Origin of the sequence: Streptomyces sp. NPDC017448, from assembly GCF_044330565.1 — a bacterium.
GTDB lineage: Bacteria > Actinomycetota > Actinomycetes > Streptomycetales > Streptomycetaceae > Streptomyces.
The window spans coordinates 184,718-210,574 of the sequence record NZ_JBIRLM010000009.1; the positions used below are offsets into that span (position 1 = coordinate 184,718).

Annotated in this window: 19 protein-coding genes and 1 tRNA gene; 3 read left to right on the forward strand and 17 right to left on the reverse strand. The window is 72.0% G+C overall.

Annotation, left to right across the window (positions count from 1 at the left end; translation table 11 throughout):
- Positions 1-18: 18 nt before the first annotated feature.
- Positions 19-1,524: an MFS transporter gene (locus ACH4K1_RS17600; protein ID WP_398090197.1), complete on the reverse strand. Its 1,506-nt coding sequence runs from the start codon at positions 1,522-1,524 to the stop codon at positions 19-21.
- Positions 1,525-1,762: 238 nt separating this feature from the next.
- Between ACH4K1_RS17600 and ACH4K1_RS17605 the strand changes: the two genes are divergently transcribed.
- Positions 1,763-1,837 (forward strand) — tRNA-Cys (locus tag ACH4K1_RS17605).
- A gap of 115 nt (positions 1,838-1,952) precedes the next feature.
- On the opposite strand, the gene ACH4K1_RS17610 is transcribed toward ACH4K1_RS17605, so the two are convergent.
- From ACH4K1_RS17610 to ACH4K1_RS17665, 12 genes are all read right to left on the reverse strand, one after another.
- Positions 1,953-2,609 carry a hypothetical protein gene (locus tag ACH4K1_RS17610; RefSeq protein ID WP_228991633.1) on the reverse strand — a complete coding sequence of 219 codons (657 nt, stop codon included), beginning with the start codon at positions 2,607-2,609 and terminating at the stop codon, positions 1,953-1,955.
- On the reverse strand, positions 2,609-4,921 hold the full coding sequence (locus ACH4K1_RS17615) for a hypothetical protein (RefSeq protein WP_398090198.1): 2,313 nt from the start codon (positions 4,919-4,921) through the stop codon (positions 2,609-2,611). The genes ACH4K1_RS17610 and ACH4K1_RS17615 overlap by 1 nt, the downstream gene beginning before the upstream one ends.
- 15 nt (positions 4,922-4,936) lie before the next feature.
- A complete protein-coding gene (locus ACH4K1_RS17620; protein WP_398090199.1) occupies positions 4,937-5,362 on the reverse strand; it encodes a hypothetical protein in 426 nt (141 codons plus the stop codon).
- 328 nt (positions 5,363-5,690) lie between these two features.
- Entirely contained in the window at positions 5,691-8,051 is a 2,361-nt protein-coding gene (locus tag ACH4K1_RS17625) for a xanthine dehydrogenase family protein molybdopterin-binding subunit (RefSeq protein ID WP_398090200.1), read from the reverse strand.
- A 103-nt stretch (positions 8,052-8,154) separates the two neighbouring features.
- Entirely contained in the window at positions 8,155-10,287 is a 2,133-nt protein-coding gene (locus tag ACH4K1_RS17630; RefSeq protein WP_398090201.1) for a 2Fe-2S iron-sulfur cluster-binding protein, read from the reverse strand.
- The gene (locus tag ACH4K1_RS17635; RefSeq protein ID WP_073766548.1) at positions 10,284-11,180 is read right to left on the reverse strand and encodes a xanthine dehydrogenase family protein subunit M; all 897 of its coding nucleotides are present in this window, start codon (positions 11,178-11,180) and stop codon (positions 10,284-10,286) included. Before ACH4K1_RS17635 ends, ACH4K1_RS17630 begins: the two co-directional genes overlap by 4 nt.
- A 322-nt stretch (positions 11,181-11,502) precedes the next feature.
- A complete protein-coding gene (locus tag ACH4K1_RS17640; protein WP_398090202.1) occupies positions 11,503-13,212 on the reverse strand; it encodes a beta-N-acetylhexosaminidase in 1,710 nt (569 codons plus the stop codon).
- 4 nt (positions 13,213-13,216) lie between these two features.
- On the reverse strand, positions 13,217-14,104 hold the full coding sequence (locus ACH4K1_RS17645; RefSeq protein WP_398090263.1) for a carbohydrate ABC transporter permease: 888 nt from the start codon (positions 14,102-14,104) through the stop codon (positions 13,217-13,219).
- 20 nt (positions 14,105-14,124) lie between these two features.
- Complete coding sequence (locus ACH4K1_RS17650; RefSeq protein WP_398090203.1) at positions 14,125-15,111, reverse strand: carbohydrate ABC transporter permease; 987 nt, start codon at positions 15,109-15,111, stop codon at positions 14,125-14,127.
- Positions 15,112-15,113: 2 nt separating this feature from the next.
- A complete protein-coding gene (locus tag ACH4K1_RS17655) occupies positions 15,114-16,418 on the reverse strand; it encodes an extracellular solute-binding protein (protein WP_398090204.1) in 1,305 nt (434 codons plus the stop codon).
- 241 nt (positions 16,419-16,659) lie between these two features.
- A complete protein-coding gene (locus ACH4K1_RS17660) occupies positions 16,660-16,953 on the reverse strand; it encodes a DUF3039 domain-containing protein (protein WP_003968816.1) in 294 nt (97 codons plus the stop codon).
- A 76-nt stretch (positions 16,954-17,029) separates the two neighbouring features.
- Positions 17,030-17,590: a YqgE/AlgH family protein gene (locus ACH4K1_RS17665; RefSeq protein ID WP_398090205.1), complete on the reverse strand. Its 561-nt coding sequence runs from the start codon at positions 17,588-17,590 to the stop codon at positions 17,030-17,032.
- Positions 17,591-17,876: 286 nt separating this feature from the next.
- On the opposite strand from ACH4K1_RS17665, the gene murA reads away from it, so the two are divergent.
- Positions 17,877-19,217, forward strand: coding sequence for a UDP-N-acetylglucosamine 1-carboxyvinyltransferase (gene murA, locus ACH4K1_RS17670; RefSeq protein WP_228991643.1), 1,341 nt, complete (start codon positions 17,877-17,879; stop codon positions 19,215-19,217).
- A 123-nt stretch (positions 19,218-19,340) separates the two neighbouring features.
- Here the strand turns inward: murA and ACH4K1_RS17675 are convergent, their stop codons facing one another.
- Positions 19,341-20,162 carry an AraC family transcriptional regulator gene (locus tag ACH4K1_RS17675; protein ID WP_398090206.1) on the reverse strand — a complete coding sequence of 274 codons (822 nt, stop codon included), beginning with the start codon at positions 20,160-20,162 and terminating at the stop codon, positions 19,341-19,343.
- Positions 20,163-20,211: 49 nt separating this feature from the next.
- Between ACH4K1_RS17675 and ACH4K1_RS17680 the strand changes: the two genes are divergently transcribed.
- On the forward strand, positions 20,212-20,676 hold the full coding sequence (locus ACH4K1_RS17680) for a DUF2000 family protein (protein WP_398090207.1): 465 nt from the start codon (positions 20,212-20,214) through the stop codon (positions 20,674-20,676).
- A 222-nt stretch (positions 20,677-20,898) separates the two neighbouring features.
- Here the strand turns inward: ACH4K1_RS17680 and ACH4K1_RS17685 are convergent, their stop codons facing one another.
- The 3 genes from ACH4K1_RS17685 to ACH4K1_RS17695 form a co-directional block, all read right to left on the reverse strand.
- Positions 20,899-21,180, reverse strand: a complete 282-nt coding sequence (locus ACH4K1_RS17685; protein ID WP_017237029.1) for an HU family DNA-binding protein — start codon at positions 21,178-21,180, stop codon at positions 20,899-20,901.
- Positions 21,181-21,556: 376 nt separating this feature from the next.
- On the reverse strand, positions 21,557-22,993 hold the full coding sequence (locus ACH4K1_RS17690; protein ID WP_398090208.1) for an NAD-dependent malic enzyme: 1,437 nt from the start codon (positions 22,991-22,993) through the stop codon (positions 21,557-21,559).
- Between the two features lie 468 nt (positions 22,994-23,461).
- The gene (locus ACH4K1_RS17695) at positions 23,462-25,849 is read right to left on the reverse strand and encodes a HelD family protein (protein WP_398090209.1); all 2,388 of its coding nucleotides are present in this window, start codon (positions 25,847-25,849) and stop codon (positions 23,462-23,464) included.
- Between the last annotated feature and the right edge of the window lie 8 nt (positions 25,850-25,857).

A 25,857-nucleotide genomic window follows, 5' to 3' on the forward strand; every position in this document is an offset into this window, starting at 1 on the left:
CGGGCCGCCCTGGTACCGCTACCTCTCCCGTACGACGACCCGCGTGGCCACCCACGCCCCCACCAGCGCCACCCCCGCCATCGGCAGGAACACCGCCGCGAAGGCGCCGGGGTGCGAGGCGGTGGCGGTGGCCTCCACGGCCCCGTGGGCCGCGGCGCCGAGGGCCTTGCCGCCGAGGGCCGCGAAGGCCGCGCCGCCGATGGCCAGCAGCAGGACGTTGGAGAGGCCGTCGGATATCTGGAGGGCGGCGGAGTTGGAGCCCGCCTCCTCGGGGGCCGACAGTTTGAGCAGCAGCACGCTGGTGGAGGCGATCACGATGCCCATCCCGAAGCAGCCGAAGGCCCAGGCGACGGCGACGGTCCAGACCGGGACGCCGTCGATCAGCACGGAGGGCGCGGCGGCGATGGAGGCGGCGACGAGCAGCATGCCGACCACCATCAGCCGCTCCCGGTGGGGCTCCGTGCGCGGCCGGGACTGGACGAACGATCCGAGCGCCCAGGTCGCCCCGCCCACGGCCAGCGACAGCCCGGCCATCGTGGGGGACAGTCCGCGCTGGGTGACCAGCATCAGCGGCACGAAGGACTCGGCGGCGATGAACGATCCGGCGGCGACCCCGCGCAGCAGGACCACCGAGGGCAGCCCGCGCGCGGCCCGCACGGTGCCGGTGGGCAGCAGCCCGCGGACGGCGGGCACGAGCAGGGCGGCGCCCGCGGCGGCGGGCAGGAGGGCGAACCAGTCCAGCTCCTGTCCGGCGTACTGGAGCAGCCCCGCCCCGGCCGAGATCCCCAGCGCGAGGCGGATGCGGCGGCGGTCGTACGGCTCCGCGGCGGCGGCCGGGTCGGCGGGCCCGGAGGCCGTGCGCCGGATCGCCGGGAGGGCGAGGGCGAGCGGTATCACGATGAGGGCGGGGATGCCGACGAAGACCCAGCGCCAACCGAGCTGCTCGGTCACCGTGCCGGCGGCGAGCGGGCCGACGACGGAGGGGATCACCCAGCTCGCGGCGAAGGCGGCCAGGATGGCGGGCCGGATGTGCTCGGGGTAGGCCCGTCCGATGACCACGTACAGGGCGACGATCACCAGCCCGCCGCCGAGTCCCTGGACGGCCCGGCCCGCGATGAAGGTCCACATCCCGGTGGCGGCCCCGGAGAGCAGCAGGCCCGCGCCGAACGCGGTGATGCCGGTGGCGAGCGGCTGGAGCGGCCCGCGCCGGTCGGCCCACTGCCCGGAGAGGACCATGGCGAAGAGGCTGGTGGTGAAGTACGCGGAGAAGGCGAACGCGTAGAGCGGGATCCCGTTCAGCTCCCGGGCGGCGACCGGCATGGCCGTGCCGACCGCCGTGGCCTCGAACGCGATGAGGAACACCACGGAGACGATGCCGATGCTCAGCGCCCGGTAGGTGCGTCCGAGGACCCCTTCGACGGCTTCGCGGGGGAGGTCGGACAGCGGGTCGGGGGAAGGGGCGTCGGTCGCGGGCGGCGCGAGGTGGGCGGCGTCGGTGCCGTCACGGGGTTCGAGGGCGGTCATGCCCTCAGCGTAAGGGGCGTCAGCCGGTATGAACCCTGTCGATGTACGGTCCCGGGCTCGGCCCTTCGTCGTAGGTCCCGGGTGCGGCCCAGGGGTCCGGGCCGGCCGCCCGGACGGACCCGGTTGTGAACGGCGCATGGCAGTCGCGTTGCGGGCGGGCCGGATGCCTTGAGGCAGGGGGCGGGGGCCCGTAGCGTCGTTGTCAGCAGGGAAGACGAGGACCCACCGCACCACCCCCGACCGTGTGCCCGAGAGGCTCAGGGGCTCGACTGCAACTCGAGTTACACCGGTTCGAATCCGGTCACGGTCTCCACCGCACACCGGCCGCCCCTGTCACGGGGGCGGCCGGTTCCGTTTCCGCGCCTGCCCTGTCCGCCCCGGAGAAGGACCGGCCGGCCAGGGCGAGCCGCACGACGGCACCCTTGAGGTCAGCGGATGAGTTGCGCCGGCACAGCCGGATTTCCGGTGCAGGCCAGCTCGTCCACCAAAGTGCGCGCGAACGTCGACAGCAGGGCCTGGCGCTGCTCGACCGCCAGGCCGGGGTCAGTAACCGTCGCCTGCAGGGGAAGCCCCGCTTCCTGTCCTGGTGCGGCGCCAGGGACACCGCACGTGACGAGGAGCTTCATGCTGGGCTGCCCCGCCTCCGGCTCGACGAACACCTGGTCATTCACCTGTCGCCAACTCTTGGCATACTTCGGCTCGCTCATCGAATCGATGGTGAGTACCGACCACTGGACCGTCGCCTCGATCACCAATGCGCCACCGTCCTCGGCTGGGATCTGAATGCGACAAGCACTGTATGAGTTGTGCAGTAGATCATCAGCCGACCACTCCTCAGCCTCACGATCTAATATCGCAGCCAGCTGCCCCGGACTATTGCGCACGGTGGCAATCACCTCGCCTCCGTCCACGGAGCCGACCGCCCTGCGAACGTTCTCCGCCCCCAGGAACTGACCACACCCTCGAAGGCTCGCGGAAGTACGCGTCCCCTCGTCCGCCCCGGAACCATCCGAGCACCCGGCCAACACCAGCGCGCACAGCACGAAACCGGACATCGCGAACGCAGGGAATGATCGCTTCTTCATCAGTTGACCTTCATCGGCTGACGCGCGGCCGTGACGCCGTGGTTGTAATCCTGCTCAACATCACGGAAAAGATCACGCTTCTCCTCTTTCGTCATACCTGCGGAGTCGGCGTAGTGGAACATCGCGGCCGCAGCACTGCGCCTGCCCTGCGTACTCTCCGAAGCGATACTGGTGAGCGCCTGGTCGTCATTGTTGTACTCGGATTCTTTGAGGTATTGCAGAGTGTCAGAGCCGTACTGCGTGCTCACCACACTGCCGACCGTCTCCATTACCAGCGGCACCGCAACTGTGGAGACAACACCGGCGGCAGGCCCGAGCACAACGGCCGACCCCACTCCCACCACAATGGTCACCGCTCCACTGACGCCGGCCTTGCGCCACTCCGCACTCTTCTCCAGCGCCAGATTTTTCGCGTCCTCATCCTCCGCGAATTCATCGCCGATTCCGATGCTGCGCGACTCATCGAGAATTCCATGAACCTTGGTCGCGTTTCCGCCGAACGCCACCGCATCCCCCTTGTTGTCGCCGTACGACCGGAGTCCGCTGGCCTCGTACACTTGCTGAGCGCCGCTCAGCGTCCGGTAGCCCTCGTCGCCTGCGGCGACTCCGGAAAGGAATCTGAGCGTCGGCTCCACTCCGAAATCGGTCCTTTTAGTTCCGTCGCCGCTCTTTTTGAACAGCTCTTCGCGCCCTGCTTCATCGCCGTAGCCGCCGAAGTTGTAGGTCGAGTAATTCAAGTCGTCGATGTAGGCGGCGCCCATGCGCGCAAGGCTGTCCTTCATCGGCTCGTGACGGTCCCTGAGCCCGGAGTCTCCCCCGTAGGTGTCGATCACGTTCTTCATGATGCCCGCCGTCACCTCGTCGCGCTTGAGCGTGGGTGAGGGGTCGTCCCAGGCGTGCCCGGTGACCGCCGCCTCCAGCGCCTTTCCCAGCGCATCGGGCATGTACTCCATGGACTTCTTCATGTCGTCACGGCCGTGACCTGTGATGTCGTAGAACGGCTCGTAGTCTTCGTTCTGGAAGAAGTCCAGGTAACTGGTGATCTCCTGCCCTTCCTTGTCCTTCCCGAGATCAGCGTCACCCTTCTTCGGGGTGCCGTCCTCGTTGTACGCGGTGGGTTCGGCGGAGAAGAACTGCTTCGCGGCCTCCGGACTGTGCCCCAGGGCTTCCATCATGCTGTTCACCGGGTCGTAACCGGATCCGTTCACCCCCGAGGGGTTCAGTGGATTCTCCGACCCGCTGGGAGAGCCCTTCGATCCGTAGAAGAAGCCGTGATCCTTCTGCCGCAATTGCACTACATGCTCGGCGATAGGATGGAGGAACGACGGGGCATATCTCCCGTACCGCATGATGCCGCCGAGCAGTTGGTACCCGAACGGCCCACTGCTGTCGTGCTTGCTCAGCAAAATGCGTTCCGTTCCCATTTTGCGCAGCTCCGGGCCCCACTCCGCCGAGAACGCCTTGTCGCGCGAGGCGGTGGCCAGGTTCAGTCCCAGGTTCTCCTGAAGTTCCTGGACGTCCCTGAGCCGCTCCTTGTCGACCCTCATGCCCTCGTGCGTGTCCGTGGCGAGCTGACCGAAGAAGGCGAGCGCTTTTTCCGGGCCGAGCTTCTCGTAGAAGATCTTCGCGAACTCCCGCGACCGCCCGTTGTCGCGCAGCAGTTCGTTCAGCGCCTGGAGTTCGGCGTGCGTCAGATCGCGGCCCTTGACGGCCAGGGCCACGGCCCGGGCGGCTTCTTCCTGGTCGAACGCGGTGTACTTCGGGGCGCTGAAGTCCCGGCGGTCGGTGACGTTGGCCTCGAGGGAGTTCTTGAAGGCCGCATCGGTGTCGTTGCAGGTGTCGACGATGAGGTCGATCCTCTTCTGCCACAGCCGGATGTTCTCCGTCTCCTGCTGGAGGTGGGTGGTGAAGTCGGGATCGTGGCGCGCCGCGCTGTTCTCGGAGATCGGAGAACGGGCCGTGACCTTGCCCCTGCCGTCCACCCGGATGCCGGCCGCCGGCCCTTCGTGGTCTCGGATGGCGACGAGGTCGTCCTTGGCCTTCTTGAAGGCCGCGTACCCCTCTTCGAGTAGCGCCTTCACGCCCTTGGCCTCGGCAGCGGCGTCCGCGAACTCCTTGGCGGTCTTGCCGACGAACGCCTTCGTGACCCCGGCGTTGATGCCTTCCCAGCTCGCCTTGTATGCCTTGGCCTTCATGCCGTCCGATGCTTCGCCGGCGAGCTTGTCCAGCTTCGCCGCCATTTCCGACCAGTCGTCGGCCACCGCCTTCAGCTTCCCCAACGGGGCCTCGACGATGTCCTCGTAACTCAGCATGCGCTCCCCCGAGCCCTACTTCAGGTATTCCGACAGCTTGGAGACCGCCGCCAGATCTCCGCCGATCTTGACGTCGTCCTTCGCGTGCTGCGCCTTGGTGTAGTCCAGGTGGTTCGAAATGTGCGCACAGGAATCCAGCAGCGTCTTGAGGTGCTTCTGCCAGCGGTCGTGCACCTTCAGAACCGCCGCGCCGCTCGCGAAGTTGCCGTTGGTCAGGGCCGTCGCCGCGTCGAAGGTGGCGGGGCGGGCGTGGTCGCCGTCCTTCGACAGCCTCGTACGGAGCTCGTAGGCGTCGTTCCCGATGGCGCCGAGATCGTCCCGGTGCACCACCAGGTCGGCCGCTCCCCCGCCCCCGCCCTCAGCCGGTACCCCATTGATCTGCGTAGCATTTCGCCGGGCCGCCGCCGACCGCAGTTCGGCCCATTCTTTCTCGAATGTCACGTACTCCCTCGGGTCTCCTCGTGCGGACCGCCTTCGCGGCAACCGTACGGCGGCGAACAGAGGGCGGGCGAGAAGGATCTGAGCCTTTCCTCGGACCCGAATTCGGCGGAGCCCCGGTGGCGCGCGCAGGACCGACGTCTTCCTGTCCGAGGGCACGGCCGGGTTCACGACCGCCGAATCGGGGGTCCGGTGGAGAGCAGGGTTTTCATGCCGAGATCCGAGAGCCGGGGGCGGCGGCGACCCCCCTTGCCCGGTACGGCCTCGGCACCGCCGTCGGCGACGGTCCCCGCCGGGCGTCGGGACCGCCGTCCGGACCTCTTTCCCCGCGTCAGCCCTTCGGGGCCGCCACCGCCGCCTGGGGCCTGATCGGGAGCCGGTTGACCGGGCGGCCCGTGGCCGAGCGGACGGCCGCGGCGACCGCCGCGGGGGACGTGACGACGGGGACGGCGGAAGCCGGTTTGGCGCCGAAGGGGGCCACCACGTCGCGTTCCTCGACCAGCTTCACGATCCGGATGTCCGGGGCGTCCAGCGAGGTCGGGAGCGCGTAACCGGTCAGGTCGGGGTGGCGGATCAGGCCCTTCGCGGTGCGGAGGTTCTCCGTGAGGGCCGCACCGATGCCCTGGGTGACGCCCGCCTCGATACGGATCGCCAACTGCGCCGGGTTCAGGACGCGGCCGACGTCCTGGGCGACCGCCATCTCGACCACGCGGACGGAGCCGAGTTCGACGTCGACGTCGACCACCGCCCGTACCGCGCAGAACGCGAGGCCGACGAACGCGTCGCCCTGGCCGGACTCGTCCAGCGGCTCCGTGGGGTGGGGGCGGCACTGCGCCGTCGCCCACAGCTCCTTGCCGTCCAGCGTCTCCGCGACCGTCGTGGACAGCACGCCGTCGTACGAGGTGATCTTGCCGTCCGCGATCTGGAGCAGCTCCGTGGACATGCCGAACTTGTGGGCCAGCGGCTGGAGCAGCTGGGTGCGGACCATCTTCGCCGCCCGCTCCACCGCCCCGCCCGACACCCAGGTGTGGCGGCCGTGGGTCGCCGGACCGGCGGGCGGCTGGTCGGTGTCGACCGCGGCCACGTGGACCTCCTCGACGCCCAGGACCTCCTGGACGATCTGGCGGGCCAGCGTGGTGAAGCCCTGGCCCGTGTCGACCGCCGCGCAGATCACCGTGGCCACGCCGTCGTGGACCCGGACCGTGGCCGTGGAGACCTCGTCCGCCCCCTCGGCGCCGAGCATGTGGACCATGCCCACGCCGTAGCCCACGCCCCGACGCACCGCACCGGGCTCCCCCGCCCCCTCCGGGCCGCCCGGCAGCAGCCACTCGTCCTCCGGGCCGTCCTTGGGGAGAGCGGGCAGCGGCTCGTCACGGACCGCCTTGAGCAGTTCGGCCACCGGGGCGGGGCAGGTCACCGTCTGGCCGGTGGGCAGGATGTCGCCGGTGGACAGCGCGTTGCGCAGGCGGAGTTCGGCCGGGTCGATGCCGAGCCGGGCGGCCAGCTTGTCCATCTGGCCCTCGTACGCGGCGCAGACCTGCATCGCGCCCTCGCCGCGCACATGGCCCGACGGCGGGTTGTTCGTCCGGACCGCCCAGCCCTCGATGAAGGCGTGCGGGACGACGTACGGGCCGCACGCGAACGCCACGGCAGCGGCCAGGGATTCGGAGGAGGCGTCGGCGTACGCGCCCGCGTCCAGCAGGATCTGCGCCTCCACCTTGATCAACCGGCCCTCGGCGTCCGCGTGGTGGCGGTAGCGCAGAAGGGTGGGGTGGCGGTGGGTGTGGCCGAGGAAGGACTCCTCGCGGGTCGCGGCCAGCTTCACCGGGCAGCCGGTACGCAGCGCGAGCAGCCCCAGCGGAATCTGGAAGCCCGGGTCCTCGCGGTCGCCGGTCGCGCCGGGCACCCCGGTCACCACGACCTTGACCCGGTCGGGCTCCAGGCCGAAGCAGGCGGCGATCAGGTCGCGGTCGGTGTGCGGGTCGGTGGAGGCGGTGTAGATCTCCACGCCGCCGTCCGGGCGGGGCACGGCGAGGCCGGCCTCCGCGCCGATCGGGGCCGGGTCCTGGCGGCCGATGCGGTACAGCCCCTCGACGACGACCTCGCCGGTCGCCTCCGGGTCGCCGTAGCGCAGCGGGATGTGCCGGATCAGGTTGCCGTCGGGGTGCAGCGGCTCCGCCGCGAACGCCTTCTCCGGGTCGGTGACCGGCTCCAGCACCTCGTACCGTACGGCGATGGCGGCGGCGGCCAGCCGTGCGGTCTCCGGGTGGTCGGCGGCGACCGCGGCGATCGGCTCACCGTGGTGGCGCACCAGGTCGGAGGCGAACACCGGGCGGTCCACGACGTGGCGGCCGTAGTTGCCGTCCCCGGGGACGTCCTCGTGGGTGACGACCGCCCGCACGCCGGGCATCTCCTCGGCCCCCGAGGTGTCGATCGACAGGATGCGCGCGTGCGGGTGCGGGGAGCGCAGCACGGCCGCCCAGAGCAGGCCCTCGGCCCAGAGGTCGGCGGCGTACGGGAAGGTGCCCTCGGTCTTCGCGCGGGTGTCCGCCGACCGCAGGGACGCCCCGAGGCCCTGCCGGGGCGGTCCCTGGTCCGGGTCGGGGCTCCCGCCCGGTGCGCCTGCCAGCGCGTCGATCCTGGGCAGGCTGGTGCTGGTCGCGTTGGCCGCGGTGGCCGCGTCGCCGCTCACGCCGCCTCCTTGTCGTTCGCCCCGTCGGCGCTGCGACGGGTGGTGAGCCCTGGGTTCGCGTGGTGCGGGCGCCGCTGTCGTACGGCGGGGCCGCGGGCGTGCCTCACAACGCCTCTCCCTCGTGCGGGCGGGGCCCCTGCCGTACGCCGCCGGCCCCCGGCTCGGCCTGGTGCGGGATACGCGCCTCGTCCGGGGCGGCCGCGACCGCCTCGGCGCCGGCCTCGCGGGCCGCGACGACCTCCGCCACCGCGTCGAGCACGCCCCGGTAGCCGGAGCAGCGGCAGAGGTTGCCGCAGAGGGCCTGGCGGGTCTCCAGCTCCGTGGGGGCGTGGTTGCCCTCCAGGAGGTCGTGGACGGTCATCGCCATGCCGGGGATGCAGAAGCCGCACTGGACGGCCCCGCAGGAGGCCAGGGCGCGCTGGACGTCGGAGGGCTCGCCGTCGACGGCGAGGCCCTCGACCGTCCGCACCTCGCTGCCCGCGGTGGTGGCGGCCGGGACCAGGCAGGAGGCGACCAGCCGGCCGTCGACCTGGACGTTGCAGGCACCGCACTCGCCCTGCGAGCAGCCGTCCTTGGCCCCGGCCAGCCCGAGGCGCTCGCGGAGCACGTACAGCAGGGACTCGCCGATCCAGGCATCGCTGACCGGGCGGTCCACGCCGTTCACGTGCAGCACGTAGGAGGTGGCGGGGTGGTCGCTGGGCGCGTCGAGGGGGGCGGGGGCCTGGGCGAGGACCGCTTCCGCCGCCGTTCCACGTTCCGGTTCCGGGGTGTCCGGGACCGCGTCCGGGGTGGCGGCCGGCACCGCGTGCGCGTCGGATTCGGCGTCGGCCCCGGCGTCGGGTTCGGCCTCCTGCGCCTCCGTCTCGGCGGTGGAAGCCTCCGTCTCGGCCGCGGAATCCTCCGCGTCGGCGGCGGTGTCGGGGGTCTCGGGCCCGGGAGCGTCGGCGGGGACGGCGGCGGAGCCGTCCTCCGCCTCCGTCGACTGCGCCGCACCTGCCGGGTGTTCCGCCTGCTCCTCCGGTGCGTCGGCCCGATCGTCCGCCGCGGGTTCCGGTTCCGGGGCCGGCCTCTCCTCGGGGGCGGGTACGGGGTCGATTTCCGAATCCGCTGCCGAATCCGCTTCCGGGGCCGGTTCCGGAGCGGGTTCCGGCTCCGGGGCCGGTTCCGGGATCTGGTCGGCCCAGGGGGCGGGAGCGCCGCCGGGCAGCGTGGCCGGGCGGGCGCTGTCCGCGTACCAGGACGGCGTCTGCGTCGGGGCCGGGTAAGCGCCCGACGCCTCAGGGAGCTCCCCGTCCGCCGCGGGGGCCGCCCACGGGACCGGGGGGCCGGTGTGGCCGAAGGCGTCGGCGGGCGCGGACGGACCCGCGTGGTCGACGTGACCCGCGTGGTCGACGTGGTCTGTGTGGTCGACGTGGTCTGTGTGATCGGCGGCAGCCGCGTGGTCCACGTGCCCGGCGTGGTTCACGTGCCCGGCGTGGTCCGCGTGGTCGACACGGCCTGCGCTGCCCGTGCCCCCCGCCTGCCCGAAGTCGTCACCGTGCCCGAAGTCCTCGGCGTGCCCGAAATCATCGCCGTGCCCGAAATCATCGCCGTGCCCGAAGTCCTCGGTGTTCCCCACTGCTCCGAAGGCGTCGGCGTGACCCGCGTAGTCCACGTGCCCGGTGTGCCCGGTGTGCCCGGTGTGCCCGGCGTGGCCCGCGTGGTCGGGGTGCACCGGCCCGTCCAGGGCGTCGTGGTGCTCGGGCGCCGGGGCGGTCGGCGGCTCGGCCGGGGCCCCGGTGAAGTTCCACTGGGCCGTGGCGTGCGAGGTGTTCTCGTACGGGCCCCGGTAGCCGCTCGGCACGTCGCTCTGCCGGTTGGGGTCGGGCCAGTGGACCGCGCCGGTCTCCTGGGCGGCGGCGGCCTCCCGGGCGCGCCGCTCGGCCTCGGCCTCGGCCGCGGCCTGCTGCGCCTGGGTCTGGACCACCCAGCTGCCCGTCGCCGCCGGGTCGAGACCGGCGGCCGGGGTCAGCGGCACGATCATCGGCGGCACGTACCCGTGGCCGGGCGCGGCCAGCGGGATGTCCGCCAGGTCCTCCGGCGGGAGGTGCACGAACGCGGTGGCGTCGGCGTCGAAGCCGTCGCCCTGCGGGGTCGGCTCCCAGCCGCCGTACCCGGAGTCGGGGCCCTCGGAGTGCCCCTGCCACCCGTACTGACCGTGCTGGTCAGGCTGGTGGGAGTTTTCCTCATTGCTCACGACAGTGCCCTCCCCAGCGCGCGTCGGGCGAGCGCGGCGACGGTGCGCCGCAGGTGCAGGACGGCCGGGGACAGCGGCGGAGCCTCTGACCCGTCGGCCGGTGGTGCGTGGTCCGGGATGCAGGCGGCGGCGACGTACTCGCCGAAGGCGGCCAGCGCGTCGGGGGCCAGCCCGCGCTCACCGTCCCAGTCGATCAGCGAGGCGATCCAGCGCTCCGCCTCCAGCGGGCGCAGCGGCATCGGGGCGATCGCGCCGACGGCGCAGCGCACCCCGCGCCGGGCCGGGTCCAGGACGATGGCGACCGAGGCGGTGGCACGGCCGGGGCCGGTGCGGCCGGTGGCCTTGAGGAACACCTGCGGCGCGTGCAGCAGCGGTACGCGGACGAACCCGATCAGCTCCGCCGGCTCCAGCATCTCGCGGCCTGCCAGCAGGTGGGAGACGGGGATCTCGCGGCGGGCGCCGTCGGGGCCCGCGACGACGAGTTCGGCCTCCAGCGCGGCCAGCACAGGCAGGGCGTCGCCGGTGGGCGCGGAGGTGACGATGTTGCCGCCGAGCGTGCCCGCGTTGCGGATCTGGGGCGGTCCCGCGGCGCGGGCGGAGGCGGCGAGGGCGGGGATGAGGGCGGCGAAGTCGGGGCGGCCCATGCGGGCGTGGGTGAGCCCGGCGCCCAGGAGGGCGTGGCCGTCCTGGTAGTGCCAGCCGCGCAGCTCGCTGATCCGGCCGAGGCCGACCAGCGCCGAGGGGCGCAGGAGCCCCTTGTTGACGGCTGCCATCAGGTCCGTGCCCCCGGCGACCGGTACGGCGGCGGGCATGGCGCGGAGAGCCGCCACGGCCTCGTCCAACGAGGCCGGCAGCGTCACCGGCTGCGCCGCCTGCGGTGCGTGCGTGGTCAACCCAGCTGCCCCTTCCCGGTCTCCCGGCTGTCTGGCCTGTTCCGCCGTACGGTACGTGTTCACAGCCCGGACGTGGCAACTCTGGCACATCTTCCGACCGGGCCGACGCGAGGGTCCGCGAAGGGCGGCTCCGTCCCTGACCTGCGAGATGTTCCGGTTTGACAGGTCTTCGACGGTGCGGGTGAATTGCCACTCTTCAGCGAGGCCCGTACGACTTGTGCCGTTCGCACCCTCGTGCCGGCGGAGACGCCGGCCCCGGGCGCGCGTCGGCCGCAGCGGCCCCGGGGGCGGGGGCGGCTGCGGCCGGCGGGCCGGTGCGGGGTCAGACCACCGGCGGGGCCCCGTCGATCGGGCGGCCCAGCACGCCGGGGCGCCGCTGCCGGGGCAGCGGGCCGCCCGGGCGGCGGTAGTCGACGCCGAGGGCGTCGAGCCGGGCGTAGTGGGCGGTCATCCGGGCGTCGAACGCGGCGAAGTCCCGGTCGGCCGGGGCGGGGAGGGCGGACCAGGCGACCTCGGCGAAGGCGGCGAGGCGCGGGAAGACCTGGTAGTCGACGCGGTCCCGGTTCTGCATGACCTCGGTCCACACGTTGGCCTGGGCGCCCAGGATGTGACGGGCCGCCTCCTCGCTCAGCCCCGGCGGGACGGGCTCGAAGCGGTAGACGTCCTCCAGGGTCCGTACGTACCCGATGGGCATGGGCTCGTCGGGGCCGCCGTCCTGGCGGTGGTCCAGGTACACCTGCTGTTCCGGGCACATGACCACGTCGTGCCCGGCCTCGGCGGCCGCGATGCCGCCGGCGTAGCCGCGCCAGGAGGAGACGGCGGCCCCGTCGGCGAGGCCGCCCTCCAGGATCTCGTCCCAGCCGATGAGGCGGCGGCCCCGGGCGGTGAGCCAGGAGTCGAAGTGGCGGATGAACCAGGACTGGAGGCCGTCCTCGTCCTTCACGCCCAGTTCGGCGATCCTCGCCTGGACGGCCGGGGACTCCTTCCACTGGTCCTTGGGGCACTCGTCGCCGCCGATGTGGACGAAGGGCGAGGTCTCGGCGGGGAAGAGTTCGAGCACCTCCTCCAGGACGCCCTCGAAGAAGCGCAGGGTGGTGTCGGTGGGGGCGAGGACGTTCGGGTTGACGCCCCAGGTGTCCCAGACGGTGAGGGCGGTGGTGTCGACGACGTCGGTGTTGCCCAGTTCGGGGTAGGCGCTGATCGCGGCCTGCGAGTGGCCCGGGATGTCGATCTCGGGGACGACCCGGATGTGCCGTTCGGCGGCGTACGCGACGATTTCGCGGATGTCGTCCTGGGTGTAGAAGCCGCCGTGGGGGGACTCGTCCCACAGGTCGGAGGCCCGGTGGCCGTACTTGGTGCGGGCGCGCCAGGAACCGACCTCGGTCAGGCGCGGGTAGCGCTTGATCTCGACGCGCCAGCCCTGGTCGTCGGTGAGGTGGAGGTGGAGGACGTTCAGCTTGTGGGCGGCCAGCAGCTCCAGGTAGCGCAGGACGTCGTCCTTGGGCAGGAAGTGCCGGGAGACGTCGAGCATCATGCCGCGCCAGCCGAAGCGGGGTTCGTCCTCGACGACGACGGGCGGGACCTCCCAGGTGCGGCCCGGGGCGAGGGGGGCGCGCCGGAAGGCGTCGGGGCCGAGGAGCTGACGGAGGGTCTGCGCGCCCCGGAGGACGCCGGCCGCGGTGCCGCCGGTGATGCGGACGGCGTTCGCCTCGACGGCCAGGCGGTAGCCCTCGGGGGCGAGCGAGGCGTCGAGCTCCAGCACGACGCCCCGCCCGGTGGAGCCGACGCCCGAGCCGTCGCCCCGCCGGGTTCCGGTGCCGTCGCCCTCGGGGAAGGGCAGTCCGGTGGGCGGGCCGAGGGTGGTGCGCAGCCAGCGGGCGACGCCCTCGGTGCCCGGGGCGGCGGTCAGCGGGGTGGTGCAGTCGAGCGGGTACGGTCCGGCGGCGGCCGCGGTCAGGGTGCGCGGGGCCGGGATCAGACCGAGGGCCGCGGTGTCCACGGCGCCCGTGACGAGGGGGTTCTCGGGTGTCATGACGTCAGTCCTTAACCGCGCCGCCCAGTCCGGAGACGAGGCGTCGCTGTACGAGTACGAAGAAGACCAGTACGGGGATGGTCATCACCGTCGAGCCTGCCATGATCCCTCCCCAGTCGTTCTCGTCCGGTTTGAAGAAGACCAGCAGCGCCATCGGCAGCGTCGACTGGGAGGTGTCGCTGATGATGAACGACTTCGCGAACAGGAAGTCGTTCCAGGTGGTGATGAAGGAGAAGACGCTGGTCGCCACGAGCCCCGGGAAGACCAGCGGGAAGAGGATCTGCCAGAGGAAGCGGGTGCGGCTCGCCCCGTCGATGTAGGCGGCCTCCTCCAGCGCCTCGGGGACGGCCTTGACGAAGCCGCGCAGCATCCAGATGGCGAACGGCAGCGAGAAGGCCAGGTGCGGCAGGATCAGCGAACCGAGGGTGTTGAGCTGGCCGAAGTCCCGCATCAGGAAGAAGAGCGGGATGGTCAGCGCCTCGACCGGCACCATCTGCGCGACCAGGAACATGATCAGCAGGGTGGTGCGGAACTTGAAGCGGAAGCGGGTCACGGCGGTGGCGGCCAGGAAGGCGACCAGCGCGGAGAGGATGACGACCGTGCCCGCCACGAGCAGGCTGTTGAGGAAGTAGCGCCCGAAGTCCTGCTGTTCGAAGACCCGGCGGAACGAGTCGAGCGAGGGGGCGAGCGTCCAGGGGCGGGCGTCGGTGGACTGGATCTCCCCGGCCGGTTTGAAGGCGGAGAGCACCATCCAGTACAGCGGGAAGGCGACCGCGACGGCGATCAGCAGGGCGGCGGCCTCGGCGGCCAGCCTGCCGGGGCGCTTGACGCGCAGGAGCCCGGCGATGCCGCCGCTCCCCCGCCTGCCGCCGCGTGCGGTCCGCTCGTGCACGGCGCTGTCGGTCGTCGCGCTCACAGTTCCTCCCCCTGGCGCCGCACCAGGCGCAGATAGACCAGCGTGACGGCCAGCAGGATCACCAGCATCACGACGCCGATGGCCGATCCGAGGCTGTACTGCGAGGACGCGAACGCCTTCTGGTACGCGTACACGTTGAGCACCAGGTTCTGGCCGGCGATGCCGCCGCCGTTGGTCATGACGTAGATCTGGGTGAAGACCTTGAAGTCCCAGATGATCGACTGGATGGTGACGACGATGAGGATGGGCTTGAGCATCGGCGCCATGATGGTGCGCCAGATCCGCCACTGGGACGCGCCGTCCAGGGAGGCGGCCTCCAGCACCTCGGTGGGGATGGCCCGGATGCCCGCGTACACGGTGACCATCACGAACGGGAACGAGCACCACAGGACTTCGAGCAGCACGAGCGCGAAGGCGCTGTAGCGGCCGTACGTCCAGGAGAAGTCGCCGAGCCCCAGCACCTTGTTGACCGGTCCGAAGTCGGGGTCGAAGAGGAAGACCCAGACGGTGGAGCCCGTGATCGCGGGGGTGGCCCAGGCGCCGAGCGCGGCCATCATCAGCGCGAGCCGGGGCAGGGCGCGGATGCGGGTGAGCAGGACGGCGAGCGCGCAGCCGACGAACAGGGTGGAGACCACGCAGGCCGCCGCGAAGACCACGGTGGCGAGGAGGACCTGCCAGAACTGGCTGTCCTCGAAGAGCGCGGCGTAGTTGCCGAAGCCCTGGAAGGTGGTGGGTTCGCCGCCGCTGACCTGGGCCTGGGTGTACTCCAGGAACGAGATCAGGCCGAGTTGGTAGATCGGGTAGACCAGCAGCCCGGCGAGCAGGACGAGGGCGGGCAGCAGGTAGAGCCAGGGGGTCCAGCCGGAGTGGCCCTTGGGCGAGACGGTCCGGCCGCGCCGGGGCGGGCGGGCGGCCGGGGGGTTGCCGGCCGCCCCGGCCCCGCCCGCGGGCGGGGCCTTGAGCGGAGAGGTGTGCGTGGTCATCGTCAGCCGGCTTCGGTGAAGGCCGCGTCCATCTTCTTCGCCGCGTCGTCCGAGGCGGTCGCCACGTCCTTACGGCCGGAGACGATCTCCTGGAACATCGTCGGCAGGATCAGGGAGGCGTCGATCTGGCCCCAGGCCGGGGAGGCGGGGACGAACTTGGCGCCCGCGTCCAGGGTCCGGACGAACGGGGCGACGAACGGCTCCTTCTTCGCGGCGTTGTCCAGGACGTCGGTGTAGGTGGGCAGGAAGCCCATCGCGTCGAACATCGCGGCCTGGGTCTTCTTGCCGGACAGCGACTTCATCAGCTCCACGGCGAGGGTGCGGTGGGAACTGCTCTTGAGGACGCCGAGGTTGTTGCCGCCCGCGAAGGCCGGGGCGATGGAGCCCTCGGCGACGCCGGGCAGCGGGACGACGGCGTACTTGCCCTTGACCGCGCCGGCCTCGACGGCCGCGTGGCTGAAGTCGCCGCCGATGGCCATGGCGGCCTTGCCGGAGGCGAAGGCGGTCACGGTGGCGTTGCCGCCCATGGAGGCGCACTTGGCGGCCGGGCAGTTGTCGTCGCCGAAGAGGGAGGTGTACGCCTCGATGCCCTTGCGGGACTTCTCGCTGTTGATGCCGGACTTGTACGTGCCGCCGGTCTCGCCCGCGAGTTCGCCGCCGTTGGCCCAGATGAAGGGCATCGCGCCGTAGGTGTACGCGCCGCCCACCGCGAGGCCGTAGAGGTCGGGCTTGGCCTTGCGGATCTTCTTGGCGGTGGAGATCAGCTCGGCCTGGGACTTGGGGGCGTCGATGCCGAGGTCCTCGAAGACGTCGGTGCGGTAGTAGAGGGCCCGGACGCCGACGAAGAAGGGTGCGCCGTAGACCTTGTCCCCCACGGTGACGGACTGCTTGGCGATCGGGTCGGTGTCCTTGGCCTCGTCCCAGGCGCCGAACTCCTCGGTGATGTCCGCGAGTCCGCCGTCCTTGACGTATCCGGCGGTGTCGCTGTTGCCGTACTCGACGAGGTCGGGGGCGCTCTCGGGGTCGTTGAAGGCGGCCTTGATGCGCTGGGCGCGGGTGTCGACGGGGATGTACTCGACCTCGACCTCCGCGCCCTCGTGGGCCTTCTCGAAGTCGGCGACGGCCGCCTCGACGACCTTCTCCTTGGGCTTGTTGCCGACCTCCTGGAAGAGCCAGACACGGAGGGTGCCGCTCTTGTCGTCACCCTTCGCACTCGTGTCGGAGGTCTGCGGCGCGCAGGCGGTGGCGGTGAGGCCGGCCAGCACAAGCGCCGCAGCCGGGGCGGCAATTCGGGCAGAAAGCTTCATCCGGAACCCCTACCGGTCATGTGTTGCATCATGTGCAACGTGCGTTTCGTTCTGCACAACTGGCAGGAGAGTAGATCCGCGTTCCGGTGACGACAAGTGGTCTCGACCACTCTGTGACCAGCGAATGCAGCCCGTGCAACGCCACGGGACGGTCACCGTCCGTGAGCGGGCGCACGAAAGGCCCCCGGGGCGCACGGTGTCGTGCGCCCCGGGGGCCTCGGGGCAGAGGGAGGGGCCGGTCCTACTTCTTGTCCTTGCCGCCCTTGCCCTTGTCCTTGTCGCCGCCGGCGCCCATGGACTCGTAGATCTCCTTGCACATGGGGCAGACCGGGTACTTCTTGGGGTCGCGTCCCGGTACCCAGACCTTGCCGCACAGCGCGACCACGGGAGTGCCCTCCAGGGCGCTCGCCATGATCTTGTCCTTCTGGACGTAGTGGGCGTAGCGCTCGTGGTCGCCGTCGCCCCTCGACACCTGCGGCGTCGGCTCGACGAGGGTCCCCGTACCTGCCCCGCGATCGGGCTCAAGAGTGCTCATAACCGCCAAGGGTACTGAAAGAGACGGCCTTCGGCGGAGGGAAGGGCCACCCCCGGTCGAACGGAGGGCCGTCCGGTCAGTTGAGCGACGGATCGTCCGCATACGTGGCGATCATCGCGAGTTCGCTGCGCTGGCGGCGGAGCACCGCCCGCCAGAGCCGCTCGGGGTGCGGGGCGGAGACGTCGCCGGGCTCCGACTCGACCACGTACCACGCGCCCTCGGCCAGCTCGCCCTCCAGCTGGCCCGGTCCCCAGCCCGCGTACCCGGCGAAGATCCGCAGCGAGCCGATGGCGGGGCCCAGCAGCTCCGGCGGGGTCTCCAGGTCCACCAGGCCGATCGCCCCGTGCACCCGCCGCCACCCGAGCGGCCCCTCCTCACCGGGGATCACCGCCACGCCGAGCGCCGAGTCGAGCGAGACGGGCCCGCCCTGGAAGACGACGTCGGGCTCACCGGTCAGGGCGGCCCACGGCGCCAGGACGTCGCCGACGCCCACCGGGGTCGGGCGGTTGAGGACCACGCCGAGGGAGCCCTCCTCGTCGTGGTCGAGGAGCAGCACCACCGCGCGGTCGAAATTCGGGTCCGTGAGGGCGGGTGCGGCCACGAGCAGCCGCCCTGTGAGCGAGGACACCTCGGTCATGGCTCGAATGATCCCGCATCTTCGGCCGCCGCGGGGGCCGAGCGACCGTGATACCGCCCTCACGAGAGCGAGCGCAGCTCAGGGCGCACGGGGGCACGGGGAGCGCAGCGGGCCCCCGGCCCCCGTCGCCCATCCGGACGGTGACCCTCCGCAAGATCGGGTACGCGGAGGGTGTCGCGGTGCGTAGGCGATGGCCGGACACCCCCCTTCGCCTTACGGAACGGGGGTAGGAGGCCATTACCCTTTTCGTTGGCCCCCTGCCCGACCACTCCGGAACGCGAGATACATGACCGGCACAGACGATGTCCTGCTTGTCCACGGCGGCACCCCGCTGGAGGGCGAGATCCGCGTCCGAGGCGCCAAGAACCTGGTGCCGAAGGCCATGGTCGCCGCGCTGCTCGGCAGCGGGCCCAGCCGCCTCCGCAACGTTCCCGACATCCGTGACGTACGGGTGGTCCGGGGGCTCCTCCAGCTGCACGGCGTCACCGTCCGCCCGGGCGACGAGCCCGGCGAACTGATCCTCGACCCCTCGCACGTCGAATCGGCCAACGTCGCCGACATCGACGCCCACGCGGGGTCGTCGCGCATCCCGATCCTGTTCTGCGGCCCGCTGCTGCACCGCCTCGGCCACGCCTTCATCCCCGGCCTCGGCGGCTGCGACATCGGCGGTCGGCCGATCGACTTCCACTTCGAGGTGCTGCGCCAGTTCGGCGCGACCATCGAGAAGCGGGCGGACGGCCAGTACCTGGAGGCCCCGCAGCGGCTGCGCGGCACCAAGATCCGCCTGCCGTACCCCTCGGTGGGCTCCACCGAGCAGGTGCTGCTCACCGCCGTCCTCGCCGAGGGCGTCACCGAGCTGTCCAACGCCGCCGTCGAACCGGAGATCGAGGACCTCATCTGCGTTCTGCAGAAGATGGGCGCGATCATCTCCATGGACACCGACCGGACCATCCGGATCACCGGTGTCGACCGGCTCGACGGATACACCCACCGGGCGATCCCGGACCGCCTGGAGGCCGCCTCCTGGGCGTCGGCCGCCCTGGCGACCGAGGGCAACATCTACGTGCGCGGCGCCCAGCAGCGCTCGATGATGACCTTCCTGAACACCTACCGCAGGGTCGGCGGGGCCTTCGAGATCGACGACGAGGGCATCCGCTTCTGGCACCCGGGCGGCGCGCTCAACGCCATCGCCCTGGAGACGGACGTGCACCCCGGCTTCCAGACCGACTGGCAGCAGCCGCTGGTGGTGGCCCTCACGCAGGCGGCGGGGCTGTCCATCGTCCACGAGACGGTGTACGAGTCGCGCCTCGGCTTCACCTCCGCGCTCAACCAGATGGGCGCGCACATCCAGCTCTACCGCGAGTGCCTGGGCGGCTCGGACTGCCGCTTCGGCCAGCGCAACTTCCTGCACTCGGCGGTCGTCTCGGGCCCGACCAGGCTCCAGGGCGCCGACCTGGTCATCCCCGACCTGCGGGGCGGCTTCTCGTACCTGATCGCGGCGCTGGCGGCGCAGGGCACCTCCCGGGTGCACGGCATCGACCTGATCAACCGCGGCTACGAGAACTTCATGGAGAAGCTGGAGAAGCTCGGGGCGAAGGTCGAGCTGCCGGGCGGTTCGCTCGTCTGACCCTCCCACGCGCCCGTAGGGCGCACAGTGCTGCCGCACACAGCACTGCGCACCGCGCGGTCCCCGTGAGCAGCCCGCCGCCCCGGTTCCGGTCTCGGAGCCGGGGCGGCGGGCTGTCCGGCGTCAGAGGGGCCCTGGGGGGCCGTACGGGCGGGCCTGGCGGGCGTAGCGCCCGGGGGTGGTGCCCACGATCCGTTTGAAGTGCCGGGTGAGGTGGGACTGGTCGTGGAAGCCGACGGCGACGGCCGCCCGGCCGGGCGGCACCCCGTCGAGCAGCAGCCGGCGCGCCCGGTCGACCCGGCGGGACGTCAGGTACTGGTGCGGCGCGATGGCGTAGGCCGCGCTGAACGCCCGTACGAGGTGGACGGGGTGGGCGTGGACCAGGCGGGCGGCCTCGGCGAGGGTGACGCCCTCGCGCAGCCGCGCGTCGAGCAGGTCGCGCAGGTCCCGGGCGACGCCCCGGCCGGGCGGCGGGCCGGAGGGGGCCCGGCCGGGGCGCAGGTGGCCCCGCAGCCGCTCGCCGACGAACGCCAGCCGGCTCTCCGCCTCGAACGCGTCTCCCGGGTCCGCCAGGGCCTGGTGCAGCCGGCCGACGCGGGTGCGAAGCAGCGGGTCGGCGAGGTCCGGGGTGTCGACGGCGGGGCCGACGAGGCCCGCGTCGAGGAGCGTCATGTCGAGGTAGAGGACCCGTTTGCGGAAGCCGTCGGCGGTGGCGGGCGACCCGTTGTGCGGGACACCCGGCGGCAGCAGGCTCACCGTGCCGCCCGGCGTGGCGCGCTCGTGGCGGTCCAGGTCGTAGCGGACGGCCCCGTCGTCGACGATCAGGAGCGTCCAGGCGTCGTGGACGTGCATCGGGTAGGCGTGCTCGGTGAAGCGGGCGTGGAAGACCTCCACGATGCCGGCGACGGCCGGGCGCCAGGCCGAGACCTCCTGCCGCGCCACCATGCTCACAACGTACAAGACCGGGGCCGGGGGCAGCGGCCAGTCTCGAACCATGAGAAACACGACGACGCAGGCCGACGGGGTTCCCGGCGGCGAACACGCCCCCGTCCGCTTCGACACGAAGATCGCGGTGCTGCTCCGCGACGACCTGGAGAGCTGGCAGCGCCTGAACGTGACCGCCTTCCTGGTGAGCGGTCTCGGCACGGTGGTCCCGGAGGTGGTCGGGGAGCCCTACGAGGACGCCGACGCGACCGCGTACCTGCCGATGCTCCGCCAGCCCGTCCTGGTCTTCGAGGGGGCGAAGGAGACGCTGACCGGCGCGCACGCCAAGGCGCTGTCGCGGTCGCTGGCGACCTCGGTCTTCACCTCGGATCTCTTCGCCACGGGGAACGACCGGGACAACCGGGCGGCCGTGCGGGCGGTGGGGCGGGACGCGCTGGACCTGGTGGGCCTGGCCGTGTACGGACCGCGCAACGCCGTGGACAAGGTCATCAAGGGCGCGCGGATGCATCCGTAGCCTCCGGGCGCGTACGGAGCGCGTGACGGGGCGTGACGGCAGGCTGCCGCGGAGCGCGTACGCCCCGGGCGGGCCGCGCGGAGCCCTCGTCGCCGGGGGCACATGCGAGGCGCATGTGCCCGGGGCGTGCCCGCCGGGCCGCGGCCGGTCCGCATGTGCCCCTGGCATGCGGAAGGGCGGCCACTCCCGGTCAGGAGTGGCCGCCCTCGCCGTGCCGTGGGGTTACTTGCCCTTGGCGGCTTCCTTGAGCTTCGAGCCCGCGGAGACCTTCACGCTGTAGCCGGCCGGGATGTTGATCGGGTCGCCGGTCTGCGGGTTCCGAGCGGTGCGAGCGGCACGGTGGGTGCGCTCGAAGGTCAGGAAGCCGGGGATGGTGACCTTCTCGTCACCCTTGGCGACGACCTCACCGACGGTCTCGGCGAGCGCGGCCAGCACGGCGTCGGCGTCCTTGCGCGTCACCTCGGCACGGTCGGCCAGGGCGGCCACCAGCTCACTGCGGTTCATGTTGTTACTCCCGTGTTCTTCTTGCCTGTGAGGCGTGAGATCGAAGCCGATGCTGCCAGGGCCCTCTGACAGTCCCCGGACCCGGGTCTGATGTCAGACCCTCTCGCCCGATTACGCATCCTGCCCCCACCAGCGGCGGGAAAGCCAATCCGGAACCCTTCGAGGTCGATGAAAAGCGCCACGGTCTGCTCGTGGTGACGCTCCGTCGACTTGGCCGAGCGGTCCGCAGCGGATGCCGGGCCCCGCAGGGCCCGCTGCCCGCCCACCCTAAAGGGGCGTTTGGGGCGCCGCGACCCGCGACGCGCCGTGCGGCGCGGGCGGGTGCGGGCCGGGGTACTTCGCGCGTACCCCCCGAAAGGGGGCCGAAACAGGGAGATCAGACCATCGTGGAGGGGGTGGTCGCGGAGGCTCCGGCGGCCTTCGCGGCGGCCCGGACGGCGTCGGCGACGGCGCCCGCGACCTTGTCGTTGAAGACCGAGGGGATGATGTAGTTCGCGTTGATCTCGTCCTCGGCGACCACGTCGGCGAGGGCGCCGGCCGCGGCGAGCATCATCTCCGTGTTGACGGTGCGGGACTGGGCGTCCAGCAGGCCGCGGAAGACACCCGGGAAGACCAGCACGTTGTTGATCTGGTTGGGGAAGTCGGAGCGGCCGGTGGCCACGACCGCCGCCGTCCGGCGGGCGACCGCGGGGTCGATCTCGGGGTCGGGGTTCGCGAGCGCGAACACGATCGCGCCGTCCGCCATCGCGGCCACGTCGTCGCCGTTCAGGACGTTCGGGGCGGAGACGCCGATGAAGACGTCGGCGCCGGCCACGGCCTGCTTGAGGGTGCCGGTGACGCCCTCCGGGTTGGTGTTGTCGGCGATCCAGCGCAGCGGCGAGTCGGGGTCGGCGGCGACCAGGTCCTCGCGCCCGGCGTGCACGACGCCGTGGATGTCGGCGACCACGGCGTGCTTGACGCCCGCGGCGAGCAGCAGCTTCAGGATGGCCGTGCCGGCCGCCCCCGCGCCGGACATGACGACCCGCACGTCCCCGATGTCCTTGCCCACCACGCGCAGGGCGTTGGTCAGGGCGGCCAGCACGACGATCGCGGTGCCGTGCTGGTCGTCGTGGAAGACGGGGATGTCGAGGGCCTCGCGCAGCCGCGCCTCGATCTCGAAGCAGCGCGGCGCGGAGATGTCCTCCAGGTTGATGCCGGCGAAGCCGGGGGCGATCGCTTTGACGATCTCCACGATGGCATCGGTGTCCTGGGTGTCCAGGCAGATCGGCCAGGCGTCGATGCCGGCGAAGCGCTTGAAGAGGGCCGCCTTGCCCTCCATCACGGGCAGCGCGGCCTTCGGGCCGATGTTGCCGAGGCCGAGCACGGCGGAACCGTCCGTCACGACTGCGACGGAGTTGCGCTTGATGGTGAGGCGGCGCGCGTCCTCGGGGTTCTCCGCGATGGCCATGCAGACCCGGGCCACGCCGGGGGTGTAGATCATCGAGAGGTCGTCGCGGTTGCGGATGGGGTGCTTGGACGCCATCTCGATCTTGCCGCCGAGGTGCATGAGGAACGTACGGTCGGAGACCTTGCCCAGCACCACGCCGTCGATGTCGCGCAGGCCCTCGACGATCTCGTCCGCGTGCGAGGTGGAGGAGGCGGCGATGGTGACGTCGATCCGCAGCTTCTCGTGGCCGGACGCGGTCACGTCGAGGCCGGTGACCGAGCCCCCGGACGACTCCACGGCCGTGGTGAGCTGGGAGACCGCGGTGCCGCTCGCGGGCACCTCCAGCCTGACCGTCATCGAGTACGAGACGCTGGGCGCCGTTGCCATGGCCGAGTCCTTCGCTTTTCCGAGCTTCATTGCCGCACATACGGAACCCACGCTCCGGATGCGCTTCCCGATCGTCGCACCTACCGGCGGGTAGCCGGTAATGACTGCCGCCTTTCGGAAAGTAGTTTCCACCATACGAGAAGTCACCCGTTCAGCGGAACCCCCGAGGGCCGGAGAAGGCGGCGGACGGGACCTGAAAGAGGACAGGCCCGCGTCACCTGGGGGTGACGCGGGCCTGTCCTCTTCGGTTCTTCTACGTTGGGGTGGCACCGGCCCGCCATGCTCGCCTCGCGGCAAGTGGTCGCTCGAAGCGACGAAGGTTGGGCCCGGGGGCTTGGATCGAGCCGGTGCCAGTACCACGGTAACAAAGACCCCGGAAAAGTGATTCCCGTGCGACGGGTTGACGGAGGAAATCCGCCCGGGCCGCCCGGCCGGCCGCCGGGCGCGGCCGCGTCCGACGGCCCGCGGTCAGTCCCGCAGCAGGTCCGGAACCCCGTTCCCGTCCGGCAGGTCCCGCTCCCCCGAGACCACCGTGAGCTGCTGCGTCGCCCGGGTCAGCGCCACGTACAGCACCCGCAGGCCGGCCGGGGACTCGTCCGCGATCTCCGCGGGCGAGACCACCACCGTGGCGTCGTACTCCAGGCCCTTCGCCTCCAGACTGCCCAGCGCCACCACCCGGTCCCCCAGCTCCGCGAGCCATGCGCGGGCCTGGGCCCGCCGGTTCATCGCGACGACCACGCCGACCGTGCCGTCCACCTCCGCCAGCAGCCGGGCCGCCTCCGCGCGGACGGTGGCGGCCAGCTCCCCGTCGCGTACCGGCTCGAAGCGCGGCACCACCCCGGTCGAGCGCACCGCCGCCGGGGACTCCATGCCGGGCATGGCCAGCGCCAGCACCTTCGCGGCCAGCTCCGCGATCTCCGCCGGGTTGCGGTAGTTGACGGTCAGCGTGAAACGGCGGCGCGGCCGGGAGCCCAGCGCCTCGTCCCGGGCGGCGGCCGCCTCGTCGGGGTCGGACCAGGAGGACTGGGCCGGGTCGCCGACGACCGTCCAGGTGGCGTGCCGTCCCCGGCGGCCGACCATGCGCCACTGCATCGGCGTGAGGTCCTGCGCCTCGTCGACGATGACGTGGGCGTACTCGGTGCGCTCCGCCGCCAGCCGCTCGGCCCGCTCCCACTGGGTCTCCTCGCGCTGCGGCATCAGCTCCTCCAGACCGGTGAGCTGGTCCAGCGGGTCGGCCTCGCGCTTGCGCCGGGGCCGGGCCGGGGTGCCCAGCAGCGCCTGGAGTTCGTCCAGGAGCGCCACGTCGTGGACGGAGAGCGGCCCCTCGCCCGCCGCGTCGAGCCGCTTCAGCGACCGGGCCAGGCGGCGCACCTCGCCCTGGTTGAGGACCCGCCGGGACCAGCGGGCCAGCCGCCTCTCGTCGGCCATCGCGGCCAGCACCCGGCGCGGCGTCAGCTCGGGCCACCAGGCGTCCAGGAACTCCAGGAACGGGGTCTCGGTGGAGACGTCCTCGTCGAACGAGGACCGCAGCTCGGCGGCGAGTTCGGGATCGGTGTACCGACCGCGTCCGGACGACTTGTTCCACAGGGCGTCCAGCAGCAGCTTGCGGGCGCGCGGGCGCAGCAGGTTGACCGGGGCGGTGCCGCCCAGCACGTTGTTGCGGATGCGCCGCAGCTCGTCGGCCTCCAGCTCGACCCGGGCCCCGAAGGCGACCACGCGCAGCCGGTCCGGGGCCGCGGCCGCGGGGGCCGGGCCCTCCTCGGGCTCCTCGCCGAAGGAGAGCTGACCCGTCTCCCGGCGGGGCGCGGCGGGCCGACCCTGCTCCAGCGCGCCACGGGCCGCCTTGCGCAGCACGGGGAGCATCCGGGAGGAGCCCTTGACCCGGGCGACGGCCGGTTCGTCGTAGGCGGTGGCGCCTTCGAGGCCCGCCGCGTCGTCGGAGAGCGAGCCGATCGCGCGGATCGCGACCTGGCCCTCCTCGCCGAGCGAGGGCAGCACCCCTTCGGTGTACGCGACCAGGAGCGGGGTGGGGGAGACGATCAGGATGCCGCCCGCGTACCGCCGCCGGTCCTGGTAGAGCAGGTAGGCCGCCCGGTGCAGGGCGACCGCGGTCTTTCCGGTGCCGGGGCCGCCGGTGACCTCGGTGACGGAGGCGGCGGGGGCCCGGATGACCAGGTCCTGTTCGGCCTGGATGGAGGAGACGATGTCCCGCATGGTGTGGCTGCGGGCCTGGCCGAGCGCCGCCATCAGCGCGCCGTCCCCGATGACGGGCAGCTTCCCGCCGTCCAGGAACGCCGTCAGCTCCGGGCGCATCAGGTCGTCCTCGACCCCGAGCACCCGGCGCCCCTTGGAGCGGATGACCCGGCGGCGTACGACCCGGCCCGGGTCCTTCGGGGTGGAGCGGTAGAACGGGGCGGCGGCCGGTGCCCTCCAGTCGATCACCAGCGGCGCGTAGTCGGAGTCCAGGACCCCGATCCGGCCGATGTGGAGCGTCTCGGCGATGTCGGCGGTGGCGTCGTCGCGTACGGCGTCGTCGGCCGGCTCGACGGAGGTGTACGCGCCGTCCGGGCCGCGCTCCCCGTCCTTGCCGAGCAGCAGGTCGATCCGCCCGAACAGGAAGTCCTCGAACTCGCTGTTCAGCCGGTTGAGGTGGATTCCCGCCCGGAACACCTGGGCGTCCCGCTCCGCGAGCGCGCCGGGGGTACCGACCTGGCCGCGTTGCACGGCGTCCTTCATGAGGAATTCCGCCTCGTCGATCTTCTCTTCGAGACGGTGGTAAACACGGTCGAGATGTTCCTGTTCGACACCGATTTCCCGGTCCCGCAGCGATTCGACAGCGGCATCCTGCGCGGCCACCGAGGCCC